This is a genomic window from Streptomyces sp. H51, from assembly GCF_035656535.1.
In the GTDB taxonomy this organism is placed as follows: Bacteria; Actinomycetota; Actinomycetes; order Streptomycetales; family Streptomycetaceae; genus Streptomyces.
This window is the reverse complement of the sequence record NZ_JAYMHD010000011.1, coordinates 165155-189284: the sequence shown is the minus strand read 5'-3', so window position 1 is coordinate 189284 and position 24130 is coordinate 165155. Positions and strand designations below refer to the sequence as shown.

20 protein-coding genes and 2 pseudogenes are annotated in these 24130 nt (G+C 73.2%); 12 read left to right on the top strand and 10 right to left on the bottom strand.

What is annotated here, in order from left to right; translation table 11 throughout:
• The first annotated feature begins 64 nt into the window (after window positions 1-64).
• A complete protein-coding gene (locus tag VKA29_RS01390) occupies window positions 65-868 on the top strand; it encodes an exodeoxyribonuclease III (RefSeq protein WP_324783244.1) in 804 nt (267 codons plus the stop codon).
• Window positions 869-979: 111 nt separating this feature from the next.
• Here VKA29_RS01390 and VKA29_RS01385 read toward each other — a convergent pair whose 3' ends face one another.
• Complete coding sequence (locus tag VKA29_RS01385) at window positions 980-1630, bottom strand: MerR family transcriptional regulator (RefSeq protein WP_324783243.1); 651 nt, start codon at window positions 1628-1630, stop codon at window positions 980-982.
• A 134-nt stretch (window positions 1631-1764) separates the two neighbouring features.
• On the opposite strand from VKA29_RS01385, the gene VKA29_RS01380 reads away from it, so the two are divergent.
• The 4 genes from VKA29_RS01380 to VKA29_RS01365 all read left to right on the top strand — a co-directional run bounded on the left by VKA29_RS01380 (window position 1765) and on the right by VKA29_RS01365 (window position 5504).
• Window positions 1765-3390: an NAD(P)/FAD-dependent oxidoreductase gene (locus VKA29_RS01380; protein WP_324783242.1), complete on the top strand. Its 1626-nt coding sequence runs from the start codon at window positions 1765-1767 to the stop codon at window positions 3388-3390.
• On the top strand, window positions 3387-4304 hold the full coding sequence (locus VKA29_RS01375; RefSeq protein WP_324783241.1) for an alpha/beta hydrolase: 918 nt from the start codon (window positions 3387-3389) through the stop codon (window positions 4302-4304). Before VKA29_RS01380 ends, VKA29_RS01375 begins: the two co-directional genes overlap by 4 nt.
• Window positions 4301-5185, top strand: coding sequence for an SDR family oxidoreductase (locus tag VKA29_RS01370; protein WP_324783240.1), 885 nt, complete (start codon window positions 4301-4303; stop codon window positions 5183-5185). The genes VKA29_RS01375 and VKA29_RS01370 overlap by 4 nt, the downstream gene beginning before the upstream one ends.
• Before the next feature lie 88 nt (window positions 5186-5273).
• Entirely contained in the window at window positions 5274-5504 is a 231-nt protein-coding gene (locus VKA29_RS01365; protein ID WP_324783239.1) for a hypothetical protein, read from the top strand.
• A 109-nt stretch (window positions 5505-5613) separates the two neighbouring features.
• Here the strand turns inward: VKA29_RS01365 and VKA29_RS01360 are convergent, their stop codons facing one another.
• On the bottom strand, window positions 5614-9099 hold the full coding sequence (locus VKA29_RS01360) for a S41 family peptidase (protein WP_324783238.1): 3486 nt from the start codon (window positions 9097-9099) through the stop codon (window positions 5614-5616).
• A gap of 176 nt (window positions 9100-9275) precedes the next feature.
• Between VKA29_RS01360 and VKA29_RS01355 the strand changes: the two genes are divergently transcribed.
• From VKA29_RS01355 to VKA29_RS01335, 5 genes are all read left to right on the top strand, one after another.
• Window positions 9276-9878, top strand: a complete 603-nt coding sequence (locus tag VKA29_RS01355; protein WP_324783237.1) for a TetR/AcrR family transcriptional regulator — start codon at window positions 9276-9278, stop codon at window positions 9876-9878.
• A 263-nt stretch (window positions 9879-10141) separates the two neighbouring features.
• Entirely contained in the window at window positions 10142-12367 is a 2226-nt protein-coding gene (locus VKA29_RS01350; RefSeq protein WP_324783236.1) for an MMPL family transporter, read from the top strand.
• 128 nt (window positions 12368-12495) lie between these two features.
• The gene (locus VKA29_RS01345) at window positions 12496-13005 is read left to right on the top strand and encodes a YbaK/EbsC family protein (protein ID WP_324783235.1); all 510 of its coding nucleotides are present in this window, start codon (window positions 12496-12498) and stop codon (window positions 13003-13005) included.
• 234 nt (window positions 13006-13239) lie between these two features.
• Complete coding sequence (locus VKA29_RS01340; RefSeq protein WP_324783234.1) at window positions 13240-13539, top strand: hypothetical protein; 300 nt, start codon at window positions 13240-13242, stop codon at window positions 13537-13539.
• A 111-nt stretch (window positions 13540-13650) separates the two neighbouring features.
• Window positions 13651-13926, top strand: coding sequence for a DUF1876 domain-containing protein (locus VKA29_RS01335; RefSeq protein ID WP_324783233.1), 276 nt, complete (start codon window positions 13651-13653; stop codon window positions 13924-13926).
• Window positions 13927-14080: 154 nt separating this feature from the next.
• On the opposite strand, the gene VKA29_RS01330 is transcribed toward VKA29_RS01335, so the two are convergent.
• From VKA29_RS01330 to VKA29_RS01315, 4 genes are all read right to left on the bottom strand, one after another.
• Window positions 14081-15247 (bottom strand): serine hydrolase domain-containing protein, encoded by a 1167-nt coding sequence (locus VKA29_RS01330; RefSeq protein ID WP_324783232.1) that lies wholly within the window; start codon window positions 15245-15247, stop codon window positions 14081-14083.
• Window positions 15248-15538: 291 nt separating this feature from the next.
• A complete protein-coding gene (locus VKA29_RS01325) occupies window positions 15539-16306 on the bottom strand; it encodes an ABC transporter ATP-binding protein (RefSeq protein WP_324783231.1) in 768 nt (255 codons plus the stop codon).
• Window positions 16294-17055 carry a cobalt ECF transporter T component CbiQ gene (gene cbiQ, locus VKA29_RS01320; RefSeq protein WP_324783230.1) on the bottom strand — a complete coding sequence of 254 codons (762 nt, stop codon included), beginning with the start codon at window positions 17053-17055 and terminating at the stop codon, window positions 16294-16296. Before cbiQ ends, VKA29_RS01325 begins: the two co-directional genes overlap by 13 nt.
• Before the next feature lies 1 nt (window position 17056).
• Entirely contained in the window at window positions 17057-18112 is a 1056-nt protein-coding gene (locus tag VKA29_RS01315; protein WP_324783229.1) for an energy-coupling factor ABC transporter permease, read from the bottom strand.
• A gap of 196 nt (window positions 18113-18308) precedes the next feature.
• Here VKA29_RS01315 and VKA29_RS01310 point away from each other — a divergent pair, with 196 nt between their 5' ends.
• Window positions 18309-18662: an SsgA family sporulation/cell division regulator gene (locus tag VKA29_RS01310; protein WP_324783228.1), complete on the top strand. Its 354-nt coding sequence runs from the start codon at window positions 18309-18311 to the stop codon at window positions 18660-18662.
• 154 nt (window positions 18663-18816) lie between these two features.
• On the opposite strand, the gene VKA29_RS01305 is transcribed toward VKA29_RS01310, so the two are convergent.
• The 4 genes and pseudogenes from VKA29_RS01305 to VKA29_RS01295 form a co-directional block, all read right to left on the bottom strand.
• Entirely contained in the window at window positions 18817-20505 is a 1689-nt protein-coding gene (locus tag VKA29_RS01305) for a penicillin-binding transpeptidase domain-containing protein (protein WP_324783227.1), read from the bottom strand.
• A gap of 94 nt (window positions 20506-20599) precedes the next feature.
• A pseudogene (locus VKA29_RS36880) lies at window positions 20600-20878 on the bottom strand (penicillin-binding transpeptidase domain-containing protein); the annotation flags it as partial.
• Window positions 20879-20883: 5 nt separating this feature from the next.
• Window positions 20884-21262, bottom strand: a pseudogene (locus VKA29_RS36875) (penicillin-binding protein); the annotation flags it as partial.
• Between the two features lie 105 nt (window positions 21263-21367).
• A complete protein-coding gene (locus VKA29_RS01295) occupies window positions 21368-23122 on the bottom strand; it encodes a dolichyl-phosphate-mannose--protein mannosyltransferase (protein ID WP_324783225.1) in 1755 nt (584 codons plus the stop codon).
• Between the two features lie 96 nt (window positions 23123-23218).
• Here VKA29_RS01295 and rsmI point away from each other — a divergent pair, with 96 nt between their 5' ends.
• Window positions 23219-24079 carry a 16S rRNA (cytidine(1402)-2'-O)-methyltransferase gene (gene rsmI / locus VKA29_RS01290; RefSeq protein ID WP_324783224.1) on the top strand — a complete coding sequence of 287 codons (861 nt, stop codon included), beginning with the start codon at window positions 23219-23221 and terminating at the stop codon, window positions 24077-24079.
• The last annotated feature ends 51 nt before the right edge of the window (window positions 24080-24130 follow it).

Below are 24130 nucleotides of genomic sequence, written 5' to 3'. Positions count from 1 at the left end.
ATACACCGTATGTGAATCCATGAGGGGGACGGGACGCCGTCCAGTGTGCCGGTATCGTTCCGGCGTGCTCACTGTGACCTCCGCCAACGTCAATGGCCTGCGCGCCGCCGCGAAGAAGGGCTTCGTGGAGTGGCTCTCCGGCACCTCCGCCGATGTGCTGTGCCTGCAGGAGGTGCGGGCCGAGCCGGAGCAGCTGCCCGAGCAGGTCCGCGTGCCCGAGGGCTGGTACACGGTGCACGCGCCCGCCGCCGCCAAGGGGCGTGCCGGCGTCTCCCTCTACGCCCGCCGCGAGCCCGACCGGGTCCGGGTCGGCTTCGGGTCGGCGGAGTTCGACGCGAGCGGGCGGTACGTCGAGGCCGACCTGCCCGGCGTCACGGTCGCCTCCCTCTACCTCCCCGCCGGCGAGGTGGGCACCGAGCGGCAGGAGGAGAAGGTCCGCTTCATGGGCGAGTTCCTCGCCTACCTGAAGGAGCTGCGCGAGCGGGCCGCCGCCGACGGCCGTGAGGTGGTCGTCTGCGGCGACTGGAACATCGCCCACCAGCGCGCCGACCTGAAGAACTGGCGCGGCAACCTCAAGAACTCCGGCTTCCTGCCCGAGGAGCGGGAGTGGCTCGGACGGGTCCTCGACCCGGCGGACGGCGGCTACGTCGATGTCGTACGGGCCCTGCACCCGGATGTGGAGGGGCCGTACTCGTGGTGGTCCTACCGCGGGCGGGCCTTCGACAACGACACCGGATGGCGGATCGACTACCACGTCGCGACGCCGGGACTGGCCGGCCGGGCGGTCAAGGGGTTCGTCGAGCGCGCGGCCACCCACGCCGAGCGGTGGTCGGACCACGCTCCGGTGACGGTCGTCTACGACCTCTGAGTCTGCGGCCTCCGCGTGAGTCCGGGGCCTCCGCGCCTGCGGCCTCTGAGTCTGTGCCCTCCGCGCCTGTGGCCTCTGAGTCTGCGGCCTTTGAGTCTGTGCCCTCCGCGCTCAAGGGCGCTGCGCCCGCTGCAGTCGCCGGTCCAGCGCCAGGGACAGTTCCGCCTCCACGACGCTGCGGGCCAGCGGGCGCAGCCGGGTGAGGTCGTCCCGGCCCGCGTGGCGCAGCACCAGGTCGGCGAAGAGGTCCGCCAGGGCCTCCGCGTGCTCGCGGACCCGGGCGCCGGTGGTGAGCACCTCGGCGAGCGGGATGCCCTCGCGGACCAGGGCGGAGGAGACGTCGAGCAGGCGGCGGCTGATGTGGACGATCTCGTCGCCGTCGGCGCCCACGTAGCCGAGTTCCATCGCGGAGGCGAGGTTCTCCGGGGTGACCTCGCCCTCGAAGCGGGCGGCGAGTTCCTCGGGGGTGAGGCGGACCGGTTCCTCCTCGGTGGGGGTGCCCAGGCCGAGGACGTCGCCGACGCCACGGCCGTGTTCGAAGGCCTCGGCCAGTTCGGCGATGCCGCTGAGCGTGTGTCCGCGTTCCAGCAGGGCGGCGATGGTGCGCAGGCGGTTGAGGTGACTCTCGTCGTACCAGGCGATGCGGCCCTCGCGGCGCGGTGGCCCGATCAGCTTGCGCTCGCGGTAGAAGCGCAGGGTGCGCACCGTGATCCCGGCCTCCCTGGCCAGCTCCTCCATGCGGTATTCACGCTTGTCTGCCACGCCCCGACCCTATGTCGTACTCGGGGTAACTTTCCCGGCCCGGCCCCCTACCGATCGGTACGGAAGTGCCCTACAGTCCCATTGCGCCAGTGTTCACTGGCGGGATCCATCGGGCGATGCGTGGAGGCTTCGGGATGGCCGAGCACGAACACGAGCATGTGCGGGTGGCGGTGATCGGGTCCGGATTCGGCGGGCTCGGGGCCGCCGTACGGCTGCGGCGCGAAGGCGTCACCGACTTCGTGGTCCTGGAGCGGGCCGGCAGCGTGGGCGGCACCTGGCGGGACAACAGCTATCCGGGGTGCGCCTGCGACGTGCCGTCCCACCTGTACTCGTTCTCCTTCGCGCCCAACCCCGACTGGCCGCGCACCTTCTCCGGCCAGGAGCACATCCGCGCCTATCTGGAGCACGTCGCGGACGTCTTCCGGCTGCGCCCGCACATCCGCTTCGACTCGGAGGTGAAGCGGATGACGTGGAACGGCGAGCGGCTGTGCTGGGACCTCGAGACCACCGGCGGGAACCTGTCCGCCGACCTGGTGGTGTCCGCCACCGGGCCGCTGTCCGACCCGAAGGTCCCCGACATCCCGGGCCTGGACTCCTTCCCGGGCAAGGTCTTCCACTCCGCCCGCTGGGACCACGACTACGACCTGCGCGGCAAGCGCGTGGCGATGGTCGGCACCGGCGCCTCGGCGATCCAGATCGTGCCGAGCATCCAGCCGCAGGTCGGCAGGCTCACCCTCTTCCAGCGCACCCCGGCGTGGGTGATGCCCCGCGTGGACCGGGCCATCAGCGGCGTCGAGCGGGCGCTGCACCGGGCGCTGCCCATCACCGCCCAGGCCCGCCGCGGACTGCTGTGGGGCATCCGGGAGCTGCAGGTGCAGGCGTTCACCAAGCACCCGAACGAGCTGGGTTTCGTGGAGCAGCTGGCCAGGCGGAACATCGCCCGCGCGATCGAGGACCCGGTCCTGCGCGCCAAGCTGACCCCCGACTACCGCATCGGCTGCAAGCGGATCCTGCTGTCCAACGCGTACTACCCGGCCCTCGCACAGCCCAACGTGGACGTCGTGGCCAGCGGACTGAGCGAGGTCCGCGGCTCGACCGTGGTCGCCGCCGACGGCACCGAGGCGGAGGTCGACGCGATCGTCTTCGGCACCGGCTTCCACGTCACGGACATGCCGATAGCCGAGCGGGTCGTCGGCGCGGAGGGCACAACGCTCGCCGAGAGCTGGAAGGGCGGGATGCAGGCCCTGCGGGGCGCGTCCGCGGCCGGCTTCCCCAACTGGATGTCGATCATCGGCCCCAACACCGGCCTCGGGAACTCGTCCATGATCCTCATGATCGAGTCCCAGCTCAATTACCTGGCCGACTACGTGCGGCAGCTCGACGTCCTCGGCGGCCGGGTCGCCCTCGACGCCCGCCCGAGCGCGGTCGGCAGCTGGAACCGGCGGGTACAGGAGCGCATGAAGCGCACGGTGTGGAACACCGGCGGCTGCACCAGCTGGTACCTCGACGCGAACGGCCGCAACACCACCGTCTGGCCGGGCACGACCTCCGAGTTCCGGCGGGCGACCCGACGCGTGGACCTGGCGGAGTACCAGGTCCTGCGGCCGCCCGCCGCCGCAGCCGAGAAGCAGGTCCGGCAGAACGGCCAGGCCCGGCAGAGCGAGCAGGCGCGGCAGGGCGAGCAGGCGCGGCAGGGCGAGCAGGCCGGGCAGGCCGGGCAGGCCGGGCAGGCCGGGCAGGCCGCGGAGGTGACCGCGTGAGCCGGCTCACCGCCGTGGCCTCCGGCCCGTACGCCCCGCCCGTTCCCACCCGGGAACTCACCGTCGTCTCCGCCGACGGCGCCCGCCTGCACGTCGAGGTGCACGGACCGGACAAGGCGCCCGCCGTGATCCTCGCCCACGGCTGGACCTGTTCCACCGCCTTCTGGGCCGCGCAGATCCGCGATCTCGCCGTCGACCACCGGGTCGTCGCCTACGACCAGCGCGGCCACGGGCGCAGTCCGCACAGCTCCGCCTGCGGCACCGACGCCCTCGCCGACGATCTCGAGGCCGTGCTGAAGGCGGTCCTGGCGCCCGGCGAGAAGGCCGTGGTCGCCGGTCACTCGATGGGCGGCATGACGGTGATGGCCGCCGCCGAGCGGCCCGGCTTCCGGGAGCACACGGCCGCGGTCCTGCTGTGCAGCACCGGCTCCTCCCGGCTGGTCGCCGAGTCCACCGTCGTACCCCTCGGGCCCGGCCGGGTGCGGACCTGGCTGACCAAGCACATCCTCGGCTCACGGGCACCGCTCGGGCCGGTGACGCCGCTCGCCCGGAAGATCCTGAAGTACGGGACCATGGGGCCGGGTTCGGCGCCGCACATGGTGGAGGCGTGCGCGCGGATCGTGCACGCCTGTCCGACCAAGGTGCGGCATGCCTGGTCGCAGGTGCTGGACCTGCTCGACCTCGACCACGGCGTCCGCGAGCTGCTGGTGCCCACGGCGGTGGTCGTCGGCACCGCGGACCGCCTGACGCCGCCGGTGCACGCGGCGGCGCTGGTGGCCGCGCTGCCGGACTGCGTCGGCCTCACCGAACTGCCGGGGATCGGCCACATGACGCCCATCGAGGCACCCGAGCTGGTCACCGCCCGGATCCGGGAACTCGTGACCACATACGCAACGATCAAGGAGGGCGCATGAGCAGGGTCAGCCTCGACGGACAGGTCGCCGTCGTCACCGGAGCGGCGCGCGGCGTGGGGGAGCTGCTCGCACGCAAGCTGTCCGCGCGCGGCGTCAAGGTGGCGCTGGTCGGGCTGGAGCCGGACGCGCTCAAGCAGGTGTCCGAACGGCTGCACACCGACAGCGCCCACTGGTACGCCGACGTCACCGACCACGAGGCGATGACCCGGGTGGCGCGCGAGGTCAAGGAGCGGTTCGGAAAGGTCGACATCGTGGTCGCCAACGCCGGCGTCGCGACCGGCGGGCCCCTCGTCGACTCCGACCCGGAGGCCTGGCGGCGGGTGATCGAGGTCAACCTCGTCGGGTCGGCGGTCACCGGACGCGCCTTCCTGCCGCTGCTGATGGAGAGCCGCGGCTACCTGCTGCAGATCGCCTCCCTCGCGGCCCTCACCCCCGCACCCATGATGTCCGCGTACTGCGCGTCCAAGGCCGGCGTGGAGGCGTACGCGCACAGCCTGCGCGCCGAGGTCGGCTACCGCGGCGTCCGGGTCGGGGTCGGCTACCTGTCGTGGACCGACACCGACATGGTGCGCGGGGCCGACCAGGACGACGTGCTGCGCGAGTTGCGGCAGCGGTTGCCGTGGCCGTGCAACAAGACCTATCCGCTGGGCCCCGCGGTCGACCGGATCGTGGCCGGCATCGAGCGGCGGTCGAGCCATGTGTACGGGCAGGGGTGGCTGCGCGGGATGCAGAGTGTGCGCGGCTACCTGCCGGCCCTCATCGGCACGGCCGGGCAGCGGGAGATGAAGCGGTTCGGGTCCCGGCTCGACGGGATGCGCAACGGGCTGGTCGGCGCGGGCGGGGCGGCGGACGAGGAGTCGCGCGCTACGCACGGTAGTTGATCGACATGCGCAGGGTGACGGCTCGTGTGAATCTGGTCGAGGCCCGGTAACGGGCCGCTTCCCCCACCCACAACGGGAGTGAACCCACATGGGTATGAAGGACCAGTTCCAGAACAAGCCGGAACAGCGCCAGGAGCAGACCAGGCGGAAGGCGCAGCCGGGCCGCGAGCAGGCTCAGCAGCGCGGACCGCAGTCTCAGCAGCGCGGACCGCAGTCTCCGCAGCGGACACCGCAGGATCAGGGCCGCGACCGCATGCGCGAGGAGCCGGAGCGGATGCGTGAGGACGAGGACCGCCTCGAGGCGGACTTCGACGCGTAGCCGCTGCGCTCGGCTTGGGCTGTGACGCGGGGCGTCCTTCCTCCGGAGGGCGCCCCGCGCTTCTGCTCGGTGCGCGGTTCCGCGCGCCCCTTCCGCAGCCCCTTCGTCCTCAGGGAGCCGGGCGGGGCGGGAGTCTCGGGCGGGTGCGGTCGGGGGTGTCCGAGTAGTCCGGTGGGGCTGCCGGGGGGTGGGTCCGCAGCAGGTCGAGGGCCAGGCGGACCGCGTCGTCGAGTTGGGCGTGGCGTCCCTCCGCCCAGTCGAGAGGGGTGCGCTGGATCTCCAGGTCGGGGGCGACGCCGTGGTTTTCCACGCCCCAGCCGTAGGCGTCGAACCAGGCCGCGTTCATCGGCACCGTGATCACCGTGCCGTCCACCAGCCGGTGGCGGCCGGTCATGCCGACCACCCCGCCCCAGGTGCGCTGGCCGACCACCGGGCCCAGCTTCAGCAGTTTGAACGCGGCCGTGATCATGTCGCCGTCGGAGGAGGTCGCCTCGTCCGCCAGCGCCACGACCGGGCCCCTCGGCGCGTTCGAGGCGTACGACACCGGCTGGGCGTCGCGGGTCAGGTCCCAGCCCAGGATGGTGCGCGTCAGCTTCTCCACCACCAACTCGCTGATGTGGCCGCCCGCGTTGCCGCGCACGTCCACGATCAGGGCGGGCCTGGACATCTCCATGCGCAGGTCCCGGTTGAACTGCGCCCAGCCCGAGCCGCCCATGTCCGGGATGTGCAGATAGCCGCACCGGCCTTCGCTCAACTCACGTACCAGGGAGCGCCGTTTGGTGACCCAGTCCTGGTAGCGCAGCGGCCGTTCGTCGATCAGCGGGACGACGGCCACCCGCCGCGCCCGGCCCGCCTCGCCCGGCGGCGGGGTGAACGTCAGCTCCACCGTCGTGCCGCCCGCGCCCGCGAGCAGCGGGTAGGGACCGGCCGACGGGTCGACGGGGCGTCCGTCGACGTGGGTGAGGACCGCCCCCTGCCGGATGCCGGTGCCGGCCAGCGGTGAACGGGCCCTGGAGTCCGAGGAGTCGCCGGACAGGATCCGCCGGACCGTCCATCCCTCGTCCCGGCGGGTGAAGTTGGCGCCCAGCAGCCCTTGCCACCGCTGGTAGTGGGGCGGGCCCTCGCTGCGGCGGGCCGGGGTGACGTAGGCGTGCGAGGTGCCGAGTTCGCCGAGGACCTCGCGCAGCAGGTCGGCGAAGTCGTCCGGGGAGGCGACCCGTTCGACCAGCGGCCGGTACTGCTCCAGCACCGCCTCCCAGTCGATGCCGCACATCCCCGGCTCCCAGAAGTAGGCGCGGATGAGCCGGCCGGCCTCCGCGTACGCCTGGCGCCACTCGGCGGCCGGGTCGGCCTCGTGCAGGATGCGGCGCAGGTCGATCCAGACGGTCGTGTCGCCGTCGCCGGGCTCGTCGGACGGTACGGCCCGCAGCTCGCCCTCGTCGGCCACGACCAGCCGGGTGCCGTCACCGCTGACCGCGAACCAGTCCAGGTGGCCGACGAGTTCGGACTTCCGCGCCTTGCCGATGGTGAAGTGCTCCAGCGTCGGACGGCCGGTGGTGTCGTCGGGGTTGGCGAAGGTCTCGCCGAGCGCGCCGGATATCGGCCAGCGCAGCCAGACCAGTCCACCGCCCGCCACCGGGCGCAGCGCCGAGTACTTGGAGGCGATGACCGGGAAGGGCGTGACCCGGCTCGCCAGTCCCTCCGCCTCCACGGTCACCGTGCCGTTGCCGTCCTCGCCGTCCGGCAGCGGGTCCAGGCCCCCCGCGGCCGGGCGGCCCTCGGGGCTGAGGGCGAAGGGGGAGGGGGTCGCCGAGGAGAGGGGGACGAGGTAGGGGCGGCAGCCGAGCGGGAAGGACAGGTCGCCCGTGTGGACGTCGTACACCGGGTCGAAGCCGCGCCAGGAGAGGAAGGCGAGGTAGCGGCCGTCCCGCGTGAAGACCGGGTTCTCGTCCTCGAATCGGCCGTCGGTGACGTCGACGATCAGCCCGTCCTTCATCCGGGCCAGCTTGATCTGCCGCAGCGAACGGCCGAGGACGGGGTGCGACCAGGTCAGCCAGCCCCCGTCCGGGGAGAACGCCAGGTCCCGCACGGGCCCGTTGGCCGACTGGACCAGTTCCCGGACCGGTTCACGGATCGGCTCCCGGACCGGTTCGGTGACCGCTCCGGCCGCGGCCGCGTCGGCGTCGCCGCCGGCCCCGTCCGTGTCCGCGTCCGTGTCGGCCTCTCCGGCGCCCTCGCTCATGGCTTCCCCCGCGCTCTCGCTCATGCCTTCCCCCGCGCTCTCGCTCATGCCTTCCCCCGCGCTCTCGCTCGCGCCTTCCCCCGCGCTCTCGCTCGCGCCCTCGACCGCGTCCTCGCTCGCGCCCTCGACCGCGTCCTCGCTCACGTCGACGAGCAGCAGCCGTCCGTCGTGCGAGGCGACGGCGAGGCGTTCGCCCTGCGGGTCGGCGACCATCTCCAGGACCCGGCCGAGCCGGCCGGCCGCGAGCCTGCGCGGATCGCGGACGCCGCCGGCCCGCGGCAGGCCGGCGATCTCGATCGCGTCCTCACCCTCCGCGTCCGTCACGTACGCGATCCGGTCGGCCGGTCCGAGCATCTCCGGGAGCCGGACGCGGACGCCGGGCGTGTCGGTGATCGTGCGGGCCGGGCCGTCGCGGTGGGTCAGCCAGTGCAGGCCGCCGCATACGACGACGGCGCTCGCGCGGCCCGTCTCGTCCACCGACACTCCGTCCACGTGCTGGGCGGCCGGCACCGGGTAAGGGCGCCGACCCGTGCGCGGACCGCTCAGCCGTACGTCCAGACGGCGCGGGACGGAGGCCGCGGCCAGGTCGTCGACGATCCACAGGTCGCCCGCGCACTGGTAGACCACCCGGACCCCGTCGCTCGCGGCGTGGCGGGCGTAGAAGTCGTCGTGGTCGGTGTGGCGGCGCAGGTCGGAGCCGTCGGGGGCGCAGGAGTAGAGGTTGCCGATGCCCTCGTGGTCGGAGAGGAAGGCGATCCGGCCGCCGACGAACAGCGGCGAGTGGAGGTGACCGTCCAGGTCGGCGAGCAGGCGCTCGCCGTGCAGCCAGAGGCGGCCGGTGGCGCCGCCGCGGTAGCGCTTCCAGGCCGCGGGCTCGTGCGGCGGGGTGCCGGTGAGCAGCAGTGTGCGGCGCTGCCCGGCGATCTCGCCGACCTGGATGTCGGAGACCGGCCCCCAGGGCAGCTTGCGGCCGGGGTCGCCGTCGGGGGAGACCTTGTAGGCCCAGGTGAAGTACGAGAAAGGCTCACCGTGGGAGGCGACGGCAAGGATCTGCCCCTCGGGGGTCCAGCCGCACACCCGCGTGTCCGGCGAGCCCCAGTACGTCAGCCGCCGGCCCGGCCCGCCGTCCACCGGCATGAGGTGGATCTCGGGCGTCAGGCTGCGCCAGCTCGTGTAGGCGATGTGGCGGCCGTCGGGGGAGATGCGGGGGTGGCCGGCCTTCGTGCGGTCCACGGTCAGGCGCCAGGCGCGGTCCGCGCCGTCGAGGGAGGCGAGCCACAGGTCGTCCTCGGCCACGAAGCACAACAGGTCGCCGCGCAGATGCGGCAGGCGCAGATAGCTCACCTTTTCCATGTTTTTCCCCCGAATGGGGGGCGGCAACTTATGCGTCCCTGACGGACGTGAGCCAGCACACGTACGAAACAGTTTCGTTTCGCTAGTGCCCGGGGTATCTTCATGGAGTACGAGGAACACGCAGCCGGACGACAGCCGGCCGGGCGGACGGAACGGAAAGCGGGTAGGTGACAGACATGACCGCGGCCACCACGGCACGTCGCAGCCGGATCACGCCCGAGCGCGCGGCCGAGCTGTACGGGGCCGTGCTCGACCTGCTCCGGGAAGTCGGCTACGACGCCCTCACCATGGACGCCGTGGCAGCCCGCACCCGGTCCAGCAAGGCGACGCTCTACCGCCAGTGGGGCGGCAAGGCCGAGCTGGTGGCCAAGGCGGTCCGGCACTGCAAGCCGGGCGGCTCCGCGGACGAGATCGACACCGGGTCCCTCAGAGGCGACCTGCACGCGTTCGTGCTGCGCTCCGACGACTGCGAGATGGAGCAGAACTCCGCCCTGATGCGGGGTCTGGCCATGGCCATCCACGACAGCCCGGATCTCCTCCAGGCGTTCCGGGAGCACCTGATCGAGCCGGAGACGGCGGAGTTCCGCCGGATCCTGCACCGGGCGGTCGCCCGCGGTGAGGTCCGTGCCGACAGTCCCGCGATGGACTACGTCGTGCACATGATGGTCGGCGCGCTCGCCGCCCGCACGCTCATCGACGAGCGGCCTCCGACGCAGGCGTTCCTCCTGTCGTACATCGACGCCGTGGTCCTCCCAGCCCTCGGCGCGCCCACCACCTGAACATCCCCGCCGGGCACCTGTGCCGCCTGAACATCCCCGCCGGGCACCTGTGCCGCCCGGGCATCCCCGCCAGGCATTCCGCACCGCCTGAGATCCCCGCAAGGCGCTGTTGAACACACCCGCACCACCTGACGCGACCGCTCACGTCGTCGGGCCGATGACCCCTGTCCCGAAACACCCCTCGACCTGACGCGACCGCTCACGTCGTCGGGCCGATGACCCCTGCCCCGAAACACCCCACGACCTGACCGGGAGTACGCCCCGTGGCCACATTCCTCTACCGACTCGGCCGGTTCGCCTTCAGGCGACGGCACTTCGTCGCCCTGTTCTGGGTGGCACTGCTGACGCTGGCGGGAGTCGCCGCGGCGAGCGCGCCCGCCGCCGGCAGCACCGCCTTCTCGATCCCCGGAACAGAGGCGCAGAAAGCTTTCGACCTGCTGGAGCAGCGCTTTCCCGGCATGAGCGCCGACGGTGCGACGGCCCGCGTCGTCTTCAAGGCGCCGGCCGGCGAGAAGACCACCGACCCCGGCAACCGGGCGACCGTGAAGAAGACGGTGCGGGAACTCGCCGACGGCTCCGAGGTCGCCTCCGTCGCCGACCCGTTCAAGGCCCACGCCGTCAGCAAGGACGGCACGATCGCCTACGCGTCGGTGAAGTACGACGTCTCCGGCATGGAGCTGACGGACGCCTCCCGGGAGGCGCTGCAGCAGGCCGCGCAGGACGCCCGCGACGCCGGGCTGACCGTCGAGGTCGGCGGTGACGCCTTGCAGAGCACGCCGGAGACCGGCGCCACCGAGATCATCGGCATCGCGATCGCCGCGGTCGTCCTCGTCGTCACCTTCGGCTCGCTCGTCGCGGCCGGCCTGCCGCTGCTGACGGCGATCGTCGGCGTCGGCATCGGCGTGTCGGCGATCACCGCGCTGGCGAGCACGCTCGACCTGGGCTCCACCACCTCCACGCTGGCCACGATGATCGGCCTCGCGGTCGGCATCGACTACGCCCTGTTCATCGTCTCCCGCTACCGCGCCGAGCTCGCCGAGGGCCGCGAGCGTGAGGAGGCGGCCGGCCGGGCCGCCGGAACGGCCGGGTCCGCGGTGGTCTTCGCGGGCCTGACGGTCGTGATCGCGCTGGTCGGCCTGTCGGTGGTCGGCATCCCGGTGCTGACGAAGATGGGCGTCGCGGCCGCGGGCACGGTGGCCGTCGCGGTGCTGATCGCGCTGACCATGATCCCGGCCCTGCTCGGCTACGCGGGCCGCAGGATCAAGCCCGCAGGCGAGCGGAGCGGGCCGCTGGGCGGCGCGCGGAAGAACGCCTCCGGCAAGCCCAACCTGGGCACCCGCTGGGCGAGCTTCGTCGTACGGCGCCCGGTCGCCGTCCTGCTGCTCGGCGTGGTCGGACTCGGGGCGGCCGCCGTTCCCGCCGCCTCGCTGGAACTGGGCCTGCCGGACGACGGCTCCCAGCCGGTGTCGACGACCCAGCGCCGCGCCTACGACCTGCTCTCCGAGGGCTTCGGTCCGGGCTTCAACGGCCCCCTGCTGGTCGTCGTCGACGCCGGTGCCGCCGACGACCCCAAGGGCGCGGTGGCCGCGGTCACCGACGAGATCAAGGGCCTGAAGGACGTCGTCACCGTCACCCCCGCGACGTACAACAAGGCCGGAGACACCGCCACGATCACGGTGATCCCGGGCTCCAAACCGTCGTCGGTCAGCACCGAGGACCTGGTGCACGGCATCCGCGACGCGGGCGCCGGCGTGCGGGCCGACACCGGCGCGACAGTGTTGGTCACCGGCGCGACCGCGATGAACGTCGACGTCTCGCAGAAGCTGAACGACGCGCTGCTGCCCTATCTGGCCCTCGTCGTCGGCCTCGCCTTCCTGCTGCTGATCGTGGTCTTCCGCTCGGTCCTGGTCCCGCTGAAGGCGGCCCTCGGCTTCCTGCTGAGCGTCACGGCGGCCCTGGGCGCGGTCGTCGCGGTCTTCCAGTGGGGCTGGCTGGCCGGCCTGATGGGGGTCGAGGAGACCGGCCCGGTGATGTCGATGATGCCGATCTTCATGATCGGCGTGGTCTTCGGCCTCGCGATGGACTACGAGGTGTTCCTCGTGACGCGGATGCGGGAGGCGTACGTCCACGGCGAGCGGCCCAGCCAGGCCGTGGTGACGGGCTTCCGGCACGGCGCCCGGGTGGTCACCGCCGCCGCGGTGATCATGATGGCGGTCTTCTCGGGCTTCATCGGCTCCAGCGAGTCGATGGTGAAGATGATCGGCTTCGGCCTCGCGATCGCTGTCTTCTTCGACGCGTTCCTCGTGCGCATGGCGATCGTGCCGGCGGTACTCGTCCTGCTCGGCCGCAGGGCCTGGTGGCTGCCGAGGTGGCTGGACCGGGTGCTGCCGAACGTCGACGTCGAGGGCGAGGGCCTGCGCACCCCGGCCGACGGCGGCCGGGACACGCGCACTGACCCGGACGAGGACCGGGAACTGGTCAGGGCCTGAGCCTTCGCGGGCGGGGGCGGAGGCCGGCCCTCGCGGGCCCGACGGCGCGCAGCGACCCTCGTGCAGCCGGGGGCGGACACCGGAAACCCGGTCGTCCGCCCCCGGCCCGCGGCGCTAGCGTGCCGTGCATGACGACCGCCGACACCGCCGGGGACTCCGCCGTCCACCCCCGATTCGCCGAGGCCCTGCGCGCGCTGGGCCTCGACGATCTGCCTCCGCGCGTCCGCCGCTTCCCCGACGCCACCCGCACCGCGGCCGAGGCCGCCGCCGCGATCGGCTGCGAACTGAGCCAGATCTGCAAGTCGCTGGTCTTCGCGGCGGACGGGGAACCGGTGCTCGTCCTCATGGACGGCGCGTCGCGGGTGGACCCGGAGCGGGTCCGCGCGGAACTCGGCGCCACGAAGGTGACCCGGGCGAGCGCGGACGTCGTACGGGAGACCACCGGGTACGCCATCGGCGGCGTGCCGCCCTTCGGGCACCGCACCAGGTCCCGGGTGCTCGCCGACCGCTCGCTGCTCGTCCACGACACGGTGTGGGCCGCCGCGGGAACCCCGTACACCGTCTTCCCGATGGCACCGCGGGAGCTGATCGCCCACGCCGGCGCGACGGTGGCGGACGTGCGCGAGCTGTCTTCGTGACCCCGCTGGTCACCGAGGGGAACGCGACCGTGTCCGGCCGGACGCCCAGGGGATCGAGCATCGCGTGCGCCGCCGTGCTGCTGTCAGTGGTGGTCGGTGCCTGCGCACCGGACGGCGAGCGTGCCGGGCAGCCGGAACGCCCCGGCGCAGCCTCCGCCGGCGAAACGCCCCGGACGGCGGCCGTGTCCCCCGGAGACTCCCGGCCCTCCGTGCTGACGCCTCCGGAACTGGACGATGACGAGACGCTCGTCGGCGCACCCCGGCCGACGGCGGCCGTGGAAGAAGGGCGACGCGCTGATCGTCGCGGTGCGGTGCCGGGGGAAGGGGGACATCGATGTCGCACTGCGTCCGGTGCGCGTCTCGTTCCCGCTGGAGTGCCGCGCGGGCGAAGCCGGCACCGCTTACCACCAGGTGGCGGTGCTGGGGGTGGACCGAAGCGGCGTGGTCTCCGTCGAAGCGCCGTCGGCCGTGCACTGGTCCCTGACCGTCGGCCGCGGCGCGCCCGCACAGGAGGAGCCGCCCGGTGACGGCTGAGGTCCGGCCCCGGCGCGCGCAGGGGTGCGGGGCGCCGCGCCGTGCGGGCGGCGGGTGCGTTCGGAGGTGGACAGGCGCACTCTAGGAGGAGGAGTTCCGGAGGTGATCCTCATGATGCACGCCCCAGTGGGATGGCACGTCGAGATGGAGTTCCAGGAGGACGACCAGCACACGCGGGCGGTCGCGCTGGTGCGCCTGCCCGACGGGAGCGAGGTGCGGGCGCACGGTCACGCCAGCCGCCACCACACCGACTCCAATCAGCCGCGGGTCGGCGAGGAGATCGCCGGGGCCCGGGCGCTGAACGAACTTGCCATGGAACTGCTCACCAAGGCGCACGGCGAGATCGACTCCGCGTCCGGGCGGACGTCCCACCCGATCCACGTCTGAGGCCGACGCGGGACGGCGTGCCTGCGGCAGTAGAGCGTGCCTGCGGCGGTACGGCGTGCCTGCGGCAGTAGAGCGTGCCTGCGGCGGTACGGCGTGCCTGCGGCAGTAGGGCGTGCCTGCGGCGGTACGGCGTGCCTGCGGCAGTAGAGCGTGTCTACGGCAGTACGACGTTCCGTACCGCCCGCAGCAGGGCCTGCGCGCGCGGGTCCGCCGTCACGCTCTTGCGGAAGCCGTTGGTCACGTAGCCGAAGGCGACGCCGGTGCCGGGGTCGGCGAAGCCGAGGGAGCCGCCGCGGCCCGGGTGGCCGAAGGAGGCGGGTGACAACAGCGGGGAAGTCGCCCCGTGCAGCATGTGGCCGAGGCCGAACCGGGTGTTGACCACGAGCACGCGGTCCGGCCCGGCGCTGCGCTCGGCGCCGGCCAGCTCCGCGGTCTCCGGGGTGAACAGCCGGGTGCCGTCGTCCACCTCGCCGATCAGCGACGCGTAGACGCGGGCCAGGCCGTCGGCGGTGGCGATGCCGTTGGAGGCGGGCAGCACGGCGGCCCGGTACGCCGGGTCGTTCTCGTCGGGCTGCGGGGTGATCGCGGCGAAGGCGCGGCGGGTGAGTGAGGCGGGGTCGGCGTAGGCGTCGGCGACCGCGCGCTTGGGACGGATCCTGAGCGCGGCCGCCGGGTCCGCCGGAGGATCGACCTGTGCCACCCGGCCCACCCGCGCGGTCTCGCCGGCCGGCAGCCCCAGCCACAGTTCGGCCCCGACCGGGCCCGCGATCTCGTCGGCGATCCAGTCGCCGATCTCCCGGCCGGTGACCCGTCGCACCAGCTCGCCGGTCAGCCAGCCGTACGTCTGCGCGTGGTAGCCGTGGTCCGTGCCCGGCTCCCACACGGGTGCCTGCGCCGCGACCGCCTCGGCGGCCGCCACCGGGTCCAGGGCCCGCGCGGGCGTCAGCGGCCGGTCCAGCGCGGGCACGCCCGCCCGGTGCGCGAGCAGGTGCCACACCCGCGTCCGCTCCTTGCCGGCCGCCTTGTACTGCGGCCAGTACTCGCCCACCGGCGCGTCCAGGTCCAGCTCCCCGCGCTGGCGCAGCAGCAGGAGCGCGGCGGCGACGACCCCCTTGGTCGCCGAGCGCACGATCTGGGCGGTGCCCCGCTGCCACGGCTCGGTTCCGTCGACGTCCTTCGTGCCGCCCCACAGGTCGACGACCTTGTGGCCGCCCCGGTAGACGGCGACCGCCGCGCCCCGCTCGCCGAGCACCTCGAAGTTGCGTGCGAACGCTTCCCTGACCGGCTCGAACCCCTCGGCCACCGTGCCGTTCACGTCCACGTCCGCGCCCTCCTCCGGCTCACCTGCGACGGTGGGACCAACGCCCGTACCCGGCGTGCGATTCCCCGGCGGCCCGGCCCGGACGCGATCGTCACGGTGGCGTGGCCGCGCGTCGCCGTCGACGGCGGGCGCCGTGCGAGGCGCACCCTGGCGGCGCCCGCCCGAAGCGGTCGCGCTCCGACCGCGCGACCCGCGCCGCCGTGCGCGCCGTCGAGCTCTGACCGCACGCTGAGCGCCGGGGTGCACGCCGCGCGCTGTCGTCGCGCGCCCGGCGTCACCGGTGGACCCGTGTCACGGACGGCCGGCGGTGGCCGCCACGGAGCGCGGGTCGAAGCCGAAGGGCAGCTCCAGGCGGTGGGCGCGCATCAGCTCCTCGTCCGACAGCAGCTCGGCGGTCTTTCCGTCCGCCGCGATCACGCCCTCGCTCAGGATCAGGGACCGCGGGCACAGCTCCAGCGCGTACGGCAGGTCGTGCGTGACCATCAGGACGGTCACGTCGAGCGAGCGCAGGATGTCGGCCAGCTCACGGCGGGAGGCGGGGTCGAGGTTGGAGGACGGCTCGTCCAGGACGAGGATCTCCGGCTCCATGGCCAGCACGGTCGCCACCGCCACCCGGCGCCGCTGTCCGAAGGACAGGTGGTGCGGCGGACGGTCCTTGAACTCCGCCATGCCCACCCGCGCGAGCGCCCGGTCCACGCGCTCCTCCAGCTCCGCGCCCTTCAGCCCGGCCGCCGCGGGCCCGAACGCCACGTCCTCGCGGACCGTCGGCATGAACAGCTGGTCGTCGGGGTCCTGGAAGACGATGCCGACCCGGCGCCGGATCTCGGCCATGTGCTCCTTGCCGACGGGCAGCCCGGCGACCTTCACCGTGCCCGCGCCGCCGGTCAGGATGCCGTTGAGGTGCAGGACGAGGGTCGTCTTGCCGGCGCCGTTCGGGCCGAGCAGGGCGACCCGCTCGCCGCGTGAGATGCGGAAGTCCACGCCGAACAGGGCCTGGTGGCCGTCCGGGTAGGCGAAGGCGAGGCCGGAGACATCGAGAGAGTCGGTCACAGCATCCATCCCAGCAGGCAGACGACGAGGGCGGCGAAGGGGAGGGCGAGGGCGGACGACCACTGCGCCCGGGAGGCGGTCACCTCGTCGATGACCGGCATGGAACCGGCGTACCCGCGGCTGACCATGGCCAGGTGCACACGCTCACCGCGCTCGTAGGAGCGGATGAACAGGGCCCCCGCGGACTTGGCGAGGACGCCCCAGTGCCGCACCCCGCGCGCCTCGAAGCCCCGTGACTCCCGCGCGATGCGCATGCGCCGCATCTCGTCGGTGATGACGTCGCCGTAGCGGATCATGAAGGACGCGATCTGCACGAGCAGCGGCGGGAGCTTCAGCCGCTGCAGGCCGAGCAGCAGTTCGCGCAGCTCGGTGGTGGCGGCCAGCAGTACGGAGGCGGCGACGCCGAGGGTGCCCTTGGCGAGCACGTTCCACGCGCCCCACAGGCCGTTCACGCTCAGCGACAGGCCCAGGACGTCCACCCGGTCGCCCTCCGCCACGAACGGCATCAGCACGGCGAACGCGACGAACGGCACCTCGATCAGCAGCCGTTTCAGCAGGAAGGCGGCGGGCACGCGGGCGTGGCGCGCGACGGCCGCGAGCAGGAGGGCGTACAGCCCGAACGCCCACATCGCCTCCCGCGGGGTCGACACCACGACCACGACGAACGCGAACGCGGCGGCGAGCTTGGTGTGCGGCGGCAGCGTGTGCACGGGCGAGTGCCCGTGCCGGTAGAGCCTGTGCGCGTGACCGGCGCCCACGTCAGACCCCCGTGCTCACGGGGGAGGCGTCGTCGACGCGACGCCGGCGCACCACCCAGAACACCGTGCTGCCCGCGACGACGGTGGCGCCCACGCCGATCACACCCGCGAGGCCGCCGGACAGGCGGGCGTCCGCGACGTCCTTGACGCCGTAGCCGGCGAGCGGGGAGTCCTCCACCGCGTGCCGCTCGGTCTTCCGGTCGATGCCCTTGTCGCGGGCGACCTTCTCCAGGCCGTCGGGGCTGGAGGAGGCGTAGAAGCTGACGAACCCGGCGAGGACCAGCGAGGTGGTGAGGCCGGTGATCCACAGCGCGCGGCGGGACGTGCGCGCCGCCACGGGCGCCGTGCGAGCCCCGCCGGGCGCCGGGGCGTCGACCAGCACGCCGTTCACGCGCAGCTTCAGGCGCTGCTGCAGGCCGCGTGCGCCGTACACGAGGTCCGGGCGCACGGCGATCACGGCGCCCACCGTCAGTGCGGTGATCGCCGCTTCACCGACGCCGATCAGTACGTGCACGCCGACCATCGCGGTGGCGACCTTGCCGATCGAGACCTCGGTGGTGCCGCCGACGGCGTAGACGCACGTGAAGGCGACGGCGGCGGCCGGGACGGAGACGAGCGCGGCGACGAAGGAGGCGACGGTGACCGAGCGCCGGCGCCGCGGCAGCACCTTCACCAGGAACCGGAAGAGGGCGTACGCGACGACCGTCGTGACGATGGCCATGTCGGTGATGTTCACGCCGAGCGCGGTCAGGCCGCCGTCCGCGAAGAGGATGCCCTGCATGAGCAGGACCACGGACACGCACAGCACCCCGGTGAAGGGGCCGACGAGGATCGCGGCCAGCGCGCCGCCCAGCAGGTGGCCGCTGGTGCCCGCCGCGACGGGGAAGTTCAGCATCTGCACGGCGAAGATGAACGCCGCGACCAGACCGGCCAGCGGCGCCGTCCGCTCGTCGAGCTCGCGCCGCGCGCCGCGCAGGCTCACCGCGACGGCGGTCGCCGCGACCGCGCCGGCCGCGGCGGACGTGGGGGCGTCTATGAATCCGTCAGGTACGTGCACCGTTCGATGATAGTGGCTTGTTGCGAACTCTTTGCAAGAGCGGTGAGAGGAGAACAGGAACGGTTCCTGTACCGAGGGTGCCGGGGAGTGGGGGCGTTCCTGCTCTTCATGGGGCGTTGTCGGGAAAATATGCGACATTGAAGAGGGGTGGACGCACGGCTTCCGTATAGGTCACGCTGCGTGAGAGGGCCGACCGATGTCCCTAGTCGAGCAGTACGCACGAGCCCACATCGTCACCGGCGCGGACGCCCCCGAAGAGGAACGCGACGCCGTACCGGTGCGCCTGCGCTACGACCCCGAGGCCGACCCGCGCGCCGTCCGGGTCGGACTGCCCGGCACCCATGAATGGACCTTCTCGCGCTCGCTGCTCGAGCAGGGCCTGCGCGCCCCCGCCGGCAGCGGGGACGTCCGCGTGTGGCCGTGCGGCCGGGTGCAGGCCGTGGTGGAGTTCCACTCCGACCAGGGCGTCTCGGTGGTGCAGTTCGAGACGAAGGCCCTGTTGCGGTTCCTGCGCCGTACGTACCTGGCCGGCGCGCCGGTCAGAGGCTGACCGGCGCCCGCCCCGGGCGGCCTGCCGGCCACCCTCGGACCCTGCCGCCGACGGCGCCGGCGACCGGCCGCCGCCCTCGGACCCTGCCGCCGACGGCGCCGGCGACCGGCCGCCGCCCTCGGACCCTGCCGCCGGCCGACGGCGCCGGCGACCGTCAGCCGCCTGCCCTCAGCAATGCCGCCACGATCGGCCCCGCCGTGTCGCCGCCGTGCCCGCCCGCCTGCACCACGCCCGCCGCCGCGAGGTCGCCGCGGTACGCCGTGAACCAGCCGTTCGGCTTCTTCTGCCCGTCGACCTCCGCGGAGCCGGTCTTGGCGCCGTAGTCGGGGCCGAGCCCGGCCATGGCCTCGGCGGCCGTGCCGTACGCGGCCGTGTACCGCATCAGCTCGCGCAGCTGCGAGAGCGTGGACGCCGACAGAGCGCGCGAGGCGGTCGCCGTCCTGCGGTGGTCCACCGCCGGGGAGACCAGGTAGGGCTGGTGGAACGTGCCCGACTTCACCGTCGCGGCCACCGACGCCATGTTCAGCGGGTTCATGCGCACCCCGCCCTGCCCGATCAGCGACGCCGCCATCGGCGCCGCCGACTGCACCGGCACCGAGCCGTCGAAGGTCGGGACGCCGATCGCCCAGTTGTTCATCGACAGGCCGAAGACCTGCTGCGCCTGCTTGGTCAGGTCGTCGTTCTCGAGCTTCTTGGCCTGGCTGATGAAGGCCGTGTTGCAGGAGCGGGCGAAGCTCGCCTTGAACGTGCCGCCCTTGATCGAGAAGTCGTCGTCGTTGTGGAACTTCCAGCCGCCGTAGGTCACCGTCTTCGGGCAGGGGTGCACCTTGTCCGCCGACGCCAGGCCCTTCTCGATCAGCAGCGACGACGTGATGATCTTCATGGTGGAGCCGGGTGCCAGCGAGCCCTGGAAGGCCGCGTTGAAGCCGTGCGAGGAGTTCGCCACGGCGAGGATCTCCCCCGTCGACGGACGCAGCACCACGACCGACGCACGCGCGCGGGCCGCCACCTTCTGCTCGGCCGCCGCCTGCAGCGCCGGGCTCAGCGTCGTCTTCACCGAACCCGGCGTGCCCTTGCTCAGTTCCAGCAGCGTCTTGTCGGACAGCTTCGCCTTCTGCGACGCCTTGCCGCGCACCACGCGCAGCTCCACGCCCGCCCGGCCGCCGGCGGTCTTGCCGTACTTCTCGCGCAGCCCGTCCAGGACCGGGCCCAGCGACGGGTACTTCGCCGTGGTCAGCTCGCCGCCGGCACGGTCGTAGGCCTTCACCGGGGGCGTGCCGGCGGCGCCGGTGACCAGTCTGTCGCCGTCCTTCAGGTCGGGGTGGACGACGGACGGCCGCCAGTCGACGACCGGCGCGCCGTCGGAGGCACGCCGCACGACCGTCAGCGAACTGTCGTAGGCGAGCGGCTTTACGGTGCCCTTGTACGACACCGTGCCCTTGACGGAGAAGGGGACCTCGGCGCCGGTGCGGGCGCCCGCGGTGAGCCTGACGTCCTTGATGCGGGCGTCCTTGGTGTAACCGGCCAGCAGGGCGGCGGCCGCCGCCGAGTCGTCCGTGTCGGCCGCGTCCGTGGCGGCCGCCGCGGCGGTGGCCCTGCCCCGCTGCCAGGCGGTGAGGAACCGCTCGGCGGCGGAGGTGACCTCGGCGGCGGACAGCGGGCCGGTCTTCTTCGCGTGCCCGGCGGTGGCGGACGTCGTGGCCGTCCGGTCGTCGGCCGCCGCGCCGCCGCCGTACAGCGCGTAGACGCCGAAGCCGGCGCCGCCGACGACCACGGCGATCATCCCGCCGACCACGGCGGGCCCCGTCCTCCGTCGCTCGGCGACGCGCCTTCTCTTGCCCACAGCCTGCGTTCCTCCGCGTTTCCCCAGGGTCCCCGTTGCCCTCGCCAGTCCCAACGACTGCACCACCCTAAAGTCCCGCCCGCGCGGAGTGACGTCAGCCGCCGGTCCGTAGCACAGCTGCGACAATCGGAGCGGCGGCGTCGGTGCCGTGCCCGCCGTCCTGGGCCGTGGCCGCCGCGGCGACGTCGTCGCGGTAGCCGGTGAACCGACTGTCGGACCTCGCCTGCCCGTCGGCCTCGGCGGAGCCGGTCTTGGCGCCGATGCCGCCGCTCGGACCGGCCGTCACGCCGGCCGCGGTGCCGCTGGTCGCGGTGCGGTTCATCACGGCGCGCAGCTGCCGCACGGTACTCGCCGGCAGGCCCCGCGCGGTGGCCGGCCGAGCGACTTGGACCCGCCCTCGTACGACATCGTCGCCCGCACCGGTCGCCCCGTCTGCCCGGCCCGGCGTGATCCGCACGCGGCCGATGTGCGCGTCGTCGGCGTAGGCCGTCAGCAGCGGTTCGGCCGCCGCCGCGTCGTTCGTGTACGTGGCCGCCTCGGCCGCGCGGCCCTTCTCCCAGGCCGCGAAGAACTTCCCGGTCGTCTCGCCGACCTCGTCGGCGTCGGGCGGCCCCGTCCTCGCCGGCGCCGCCGCGCCGGCCGTCGTTCCCCCGTCGCCGTTCAGCGCGGACAGCAGGTTGTAGGCCCCGTACCCCGCCCCTCCCACCAGCACGGCGAACACACCGCCTATGACGGCGGTCCTGACGCCCCTGCCCATGGTCCCTCCCCGTTTCCCCGTCGCGATGCCCGCGGGGTAAGCAGGGCGAGAGGCGGCTGTGAGCGCAGTTTCCCCTGTTGTCCGAAGACGGCCGGGCAGGGCCCGCTACACCCAGGTATCCAGCCACATCCGCGACCGCCAGTCGTCGATCGGGATGGCGGTGCCGGTGTAGAGGGGCCAGAAGTAGATGAAGTTCCAGGCGATCAGCAGCACCAGCACTCCCGCGCCGGTGGCCCCGGCCACCCGGCGGGTGTCGCTGGAGCCGGGCGGTCCGACGATCGCGCCGAGCATCATCGCCACCGCCAGGCACAGGAACGGCACGAAGACGACGGCGTAGAAGAAGAAGATCGTCCGCTCCTGGTACAGGAACCAGGGCAGGTAGCCCGCCGCGACGCCGCAGGCGATGGCGCCGGCCCGCCAGTCGCGGCGCAGCAGCCAGCGCCACAGGACGTACACGACGGCGAAGGCGGCCGCCCACCACAGCAGCGGTGTGCCCAGCGCCAGCACCTCGCGCGCGCACTTCCCGCCCGCGTCGACGGGGCAGCCGTCCGTGCCGGGCGAGGGCGACTCGTAGAAGTACGACACCGGGCGGCCGTCGACGATCCAGCTCCACGGGTTGGACTGGTAGGTGTGCGGCGAGGACAGGCCGACGTGGAACCTGTAGACCTCGTGCTCGTAGTGCCACAGGCTGCGCCACCAGTCCGGGAACAGCCAGGTCCAGTTGCCGCCCTTGCCGTCGGTCGCGGCCCAGTTGCGGAAGTAGCCGCCGGAGCCGTCCGTCGGGGAGAGGATCCAGCCGGTCCACGAGACCAGGTACGTCACCAGCGCGACCGGCACCGTGGCGAGGAAGGCCAGGCCCACGTCGTGCTTGAGCACCGCCATGTGCGGGTGGCGGGCGCCGGCGACCCTGCGGGAGCCGACGTCCCACAGTACGCTCATCACGCAGAACGCCACCATCACGTACAGGCCGTTCCACTTGGTGCCGATGGCCAGGCCCAGCATCAGGCCCGCCAGCCAGCGCCACGGCCGCCACAGCATGCCCAGGCGCTCCGCCACGGCCGGGTCCGGGCGGACCCGGCCGTCGGGGCCCACCGGGAGCGCGGCGGCGAGTCTCGCGCGCGCCTTGTCGCGGTCGATCAGCAGGCAGCCGAACGCGGCCAGCACGAAGAACATCAGCACCCCGTCGAGCAGCGAGGTGCGGCTCATCACGAAGTGCAGCCCGTCCACGGCCATCAGCGCGCCCGCGAGACAGCCGAGGAAGGTGGAGCGGAACAGCCGGCGCCCGATGCGGCACAGCATCAGCACGGACAGCGTCCCCAGCAGCGCGGTCATGAACCGCCAGCCGAACGGGTCGAACCCGAAGATCAGCTCGCCCAGCCCGATGACGTACTTGCCGACCGGCGGATGCACCACGTACGCCGCGTCCGACGGGATCGTGACGTGCCCGTTCTTCGCCAGGATCAGGTCGTTGGCGTTCTTGCCCAGCTTGTCCCAGTTGACCTCGTAGCCGCGGTGGACGAGCGCCCAGGCGTCCTTGGCGTAGTACGTCTCGTCGAATATCACCGCCTTCGGGCTGCCCAGGTTCCAGAAGCGCATCAGGCCCGCGAACAGCGTGACCAGCAGCGGGCCGCCCCAGCCCGACCAGCGCGTGAACCGGTCGGCGAGCGTCGGGGGCACCCCGAGGACCTGCCACAGGCGCGGGGCGGGCTCGGCGTACGGGGGCACCAGGCGCTCGCGCACGTCGCCGCCTGCGGGCCCCGCCCGGTAGCCGAAGCGGCGCAGCCGCTGCTGCCACGACAGCCGCGGGTCGTGCGGGGACTGGCCCTGCCGGGTGTCCGTGGAGGACGCGGTACTGGTCACCGCGCCATCGTAGGGAACCGCGCTGTGTGAGTCCCGTGCATGGCCGCTACCGGTCCGGATGCGTCCCGTTCCGCGGGGCACTGGGAGGATGGGGGCGTGACTGGAACCCTTGTCTTGGCCGGTACCCCCATCGGCGATGTCGCGGACGCGCCGCCCCGGCTCGCGCAGGAACTGGCGGCGGCCGACGTCGTCGCCGCCGAGGACACCCGGCGGCTGCGGCGGCTGACGCAGGCGCTCGGCGTCACGCCCCGGGGTCGGGTGGTGTCGTACTTCGAGGGCAACGAGTCCGCCCGCACCCCCGAACTGGTCGAGGAACTCGTGAACGGCGCGCGCGTGCTGCTGGTGACCGACGCCGGCATGCCGTCGGTGTCCGACCCCGGCTACCGGCTGGTCGCGGCGGCCGTGGAGAAGGACGTCCGGGTCACCGCCGTGCCCGGCCCGTCCGCCGTGCTGACCGCGCTCGCCCTGTCCGGGCTGCCCGTCGACCGGTTCTGCTTCGAGGGGTTCCTGCCGCGCAAGGCCGGCGAGCGGCTCACACGGCTGCGCGAGGTGGCCGGGGAGCGGCGCACGCTCGTCTACTTCGAGGCCCCGCACCGGCTCGACGACACCCTCGCCGCCATGGCGGAGGTCTTCGGCGCCGAGCGCCGGGCCGCCGTCTGCCGGGAGCTGACCAAGACGTACGAGGAGGTCAGGCGCGGCGGTCTGGGGGAGCTCGCCGCCTGGGCGGCCGAGGGCGTGCGGGGCGAGATCACGGTCGTCGTCGAGGGCGCTCCCGAGCAGGCGCCCGGGGAACTCGACGCCGCGGAACTGGTGCGCCGGGTGCGGGTCCGAGAGGAGGCGGGGGAGCGGCGCAAGGAGGCCATCGCGGCGGTGGCGGCGGAAGCCGGGCTGCCCAAACGGGAAGTCTTCGACGCCGTTGTGGCAGCGAAGAACGCGGCTTCCCAAAGTGCCCCCTGAGACCTTCCGTACCCCCTCTGAGCAGGGCGCATCTCTACTGAGCGGGCGCCC

Bases quoted from the DNA above. Each gene is read 5' to 3' on its own strand.
- VKA29_RS01380 (WP_324783242.1), top strand. From the start codon at position 1,765: ATGGCCGAGCACGAACACGAGCATGTGCGGGTGGCGGTGATCGGGTCC.
- VKA29_RS01370 (WP_324783240.1), top strand. From the start codon at position 4,301: ATGAGCAGGGTCAGCCTCGACGGACAGGTCGCCGTCGTCACCGGAGCG.
- VKA29_RS01365 (WP_324783239.1), top strand. From the start codon at position 5,274: ATGGGTATGAAGGACCAGTTCCAGAACAAGCCGGAACAGCGCCAGGAG.
- VKA29_RS01360 (WP_324783238.1), bottom strand. From the start codon at position 9,099: ATGGAAAAGGTGAGCTATCTGCGCCTGCCGCATCTGCGCGGCGACCTG.
- VKA29_RS01355 (WP_324783237.1), top strand. From the start codon at position 9,276: ATGACCGCGGCCACCACGGCACGTCGCAGCCGGATCACGCCCGAGCGC.
- VKA29_RS01345 (WP_324783235.1), top strand. From the start codon at position 12,496: ATGACGACCGCCGACACCGCCGGGGACTCCGCCGTCCACCCCCGATTC.
- VKA29_RS01340 (WP_324783234.1), top strand. From the start codon at position 13,240: ATGACGAGACGCTCGTCGGCGCACCCCGGCCGACGGCGGCCGTGGAAG.
- VKA29_RS01335 (WP_324783233.1), top strand. From the start codon at position 13,651: ATGATGCACGCCCCAGTGGGATGGCACGTCGAGATGGAGTTCCAGGAG.
- VKA29_RS01325 (WP_324783231.1), bottom strand. From the start codon at position 16,306: ATGGATGCTGTGACCGACTCTCTCGATGTCTCCGGCCTCGCCTTCGCC.
- VKA29_RS01310 (WP_324783228.1), top strand. From the start codon at position 18,309: ATGTCCCTAGTCGAGCAGTACGCACGAGCCCACATCGTCACCGGCGCG.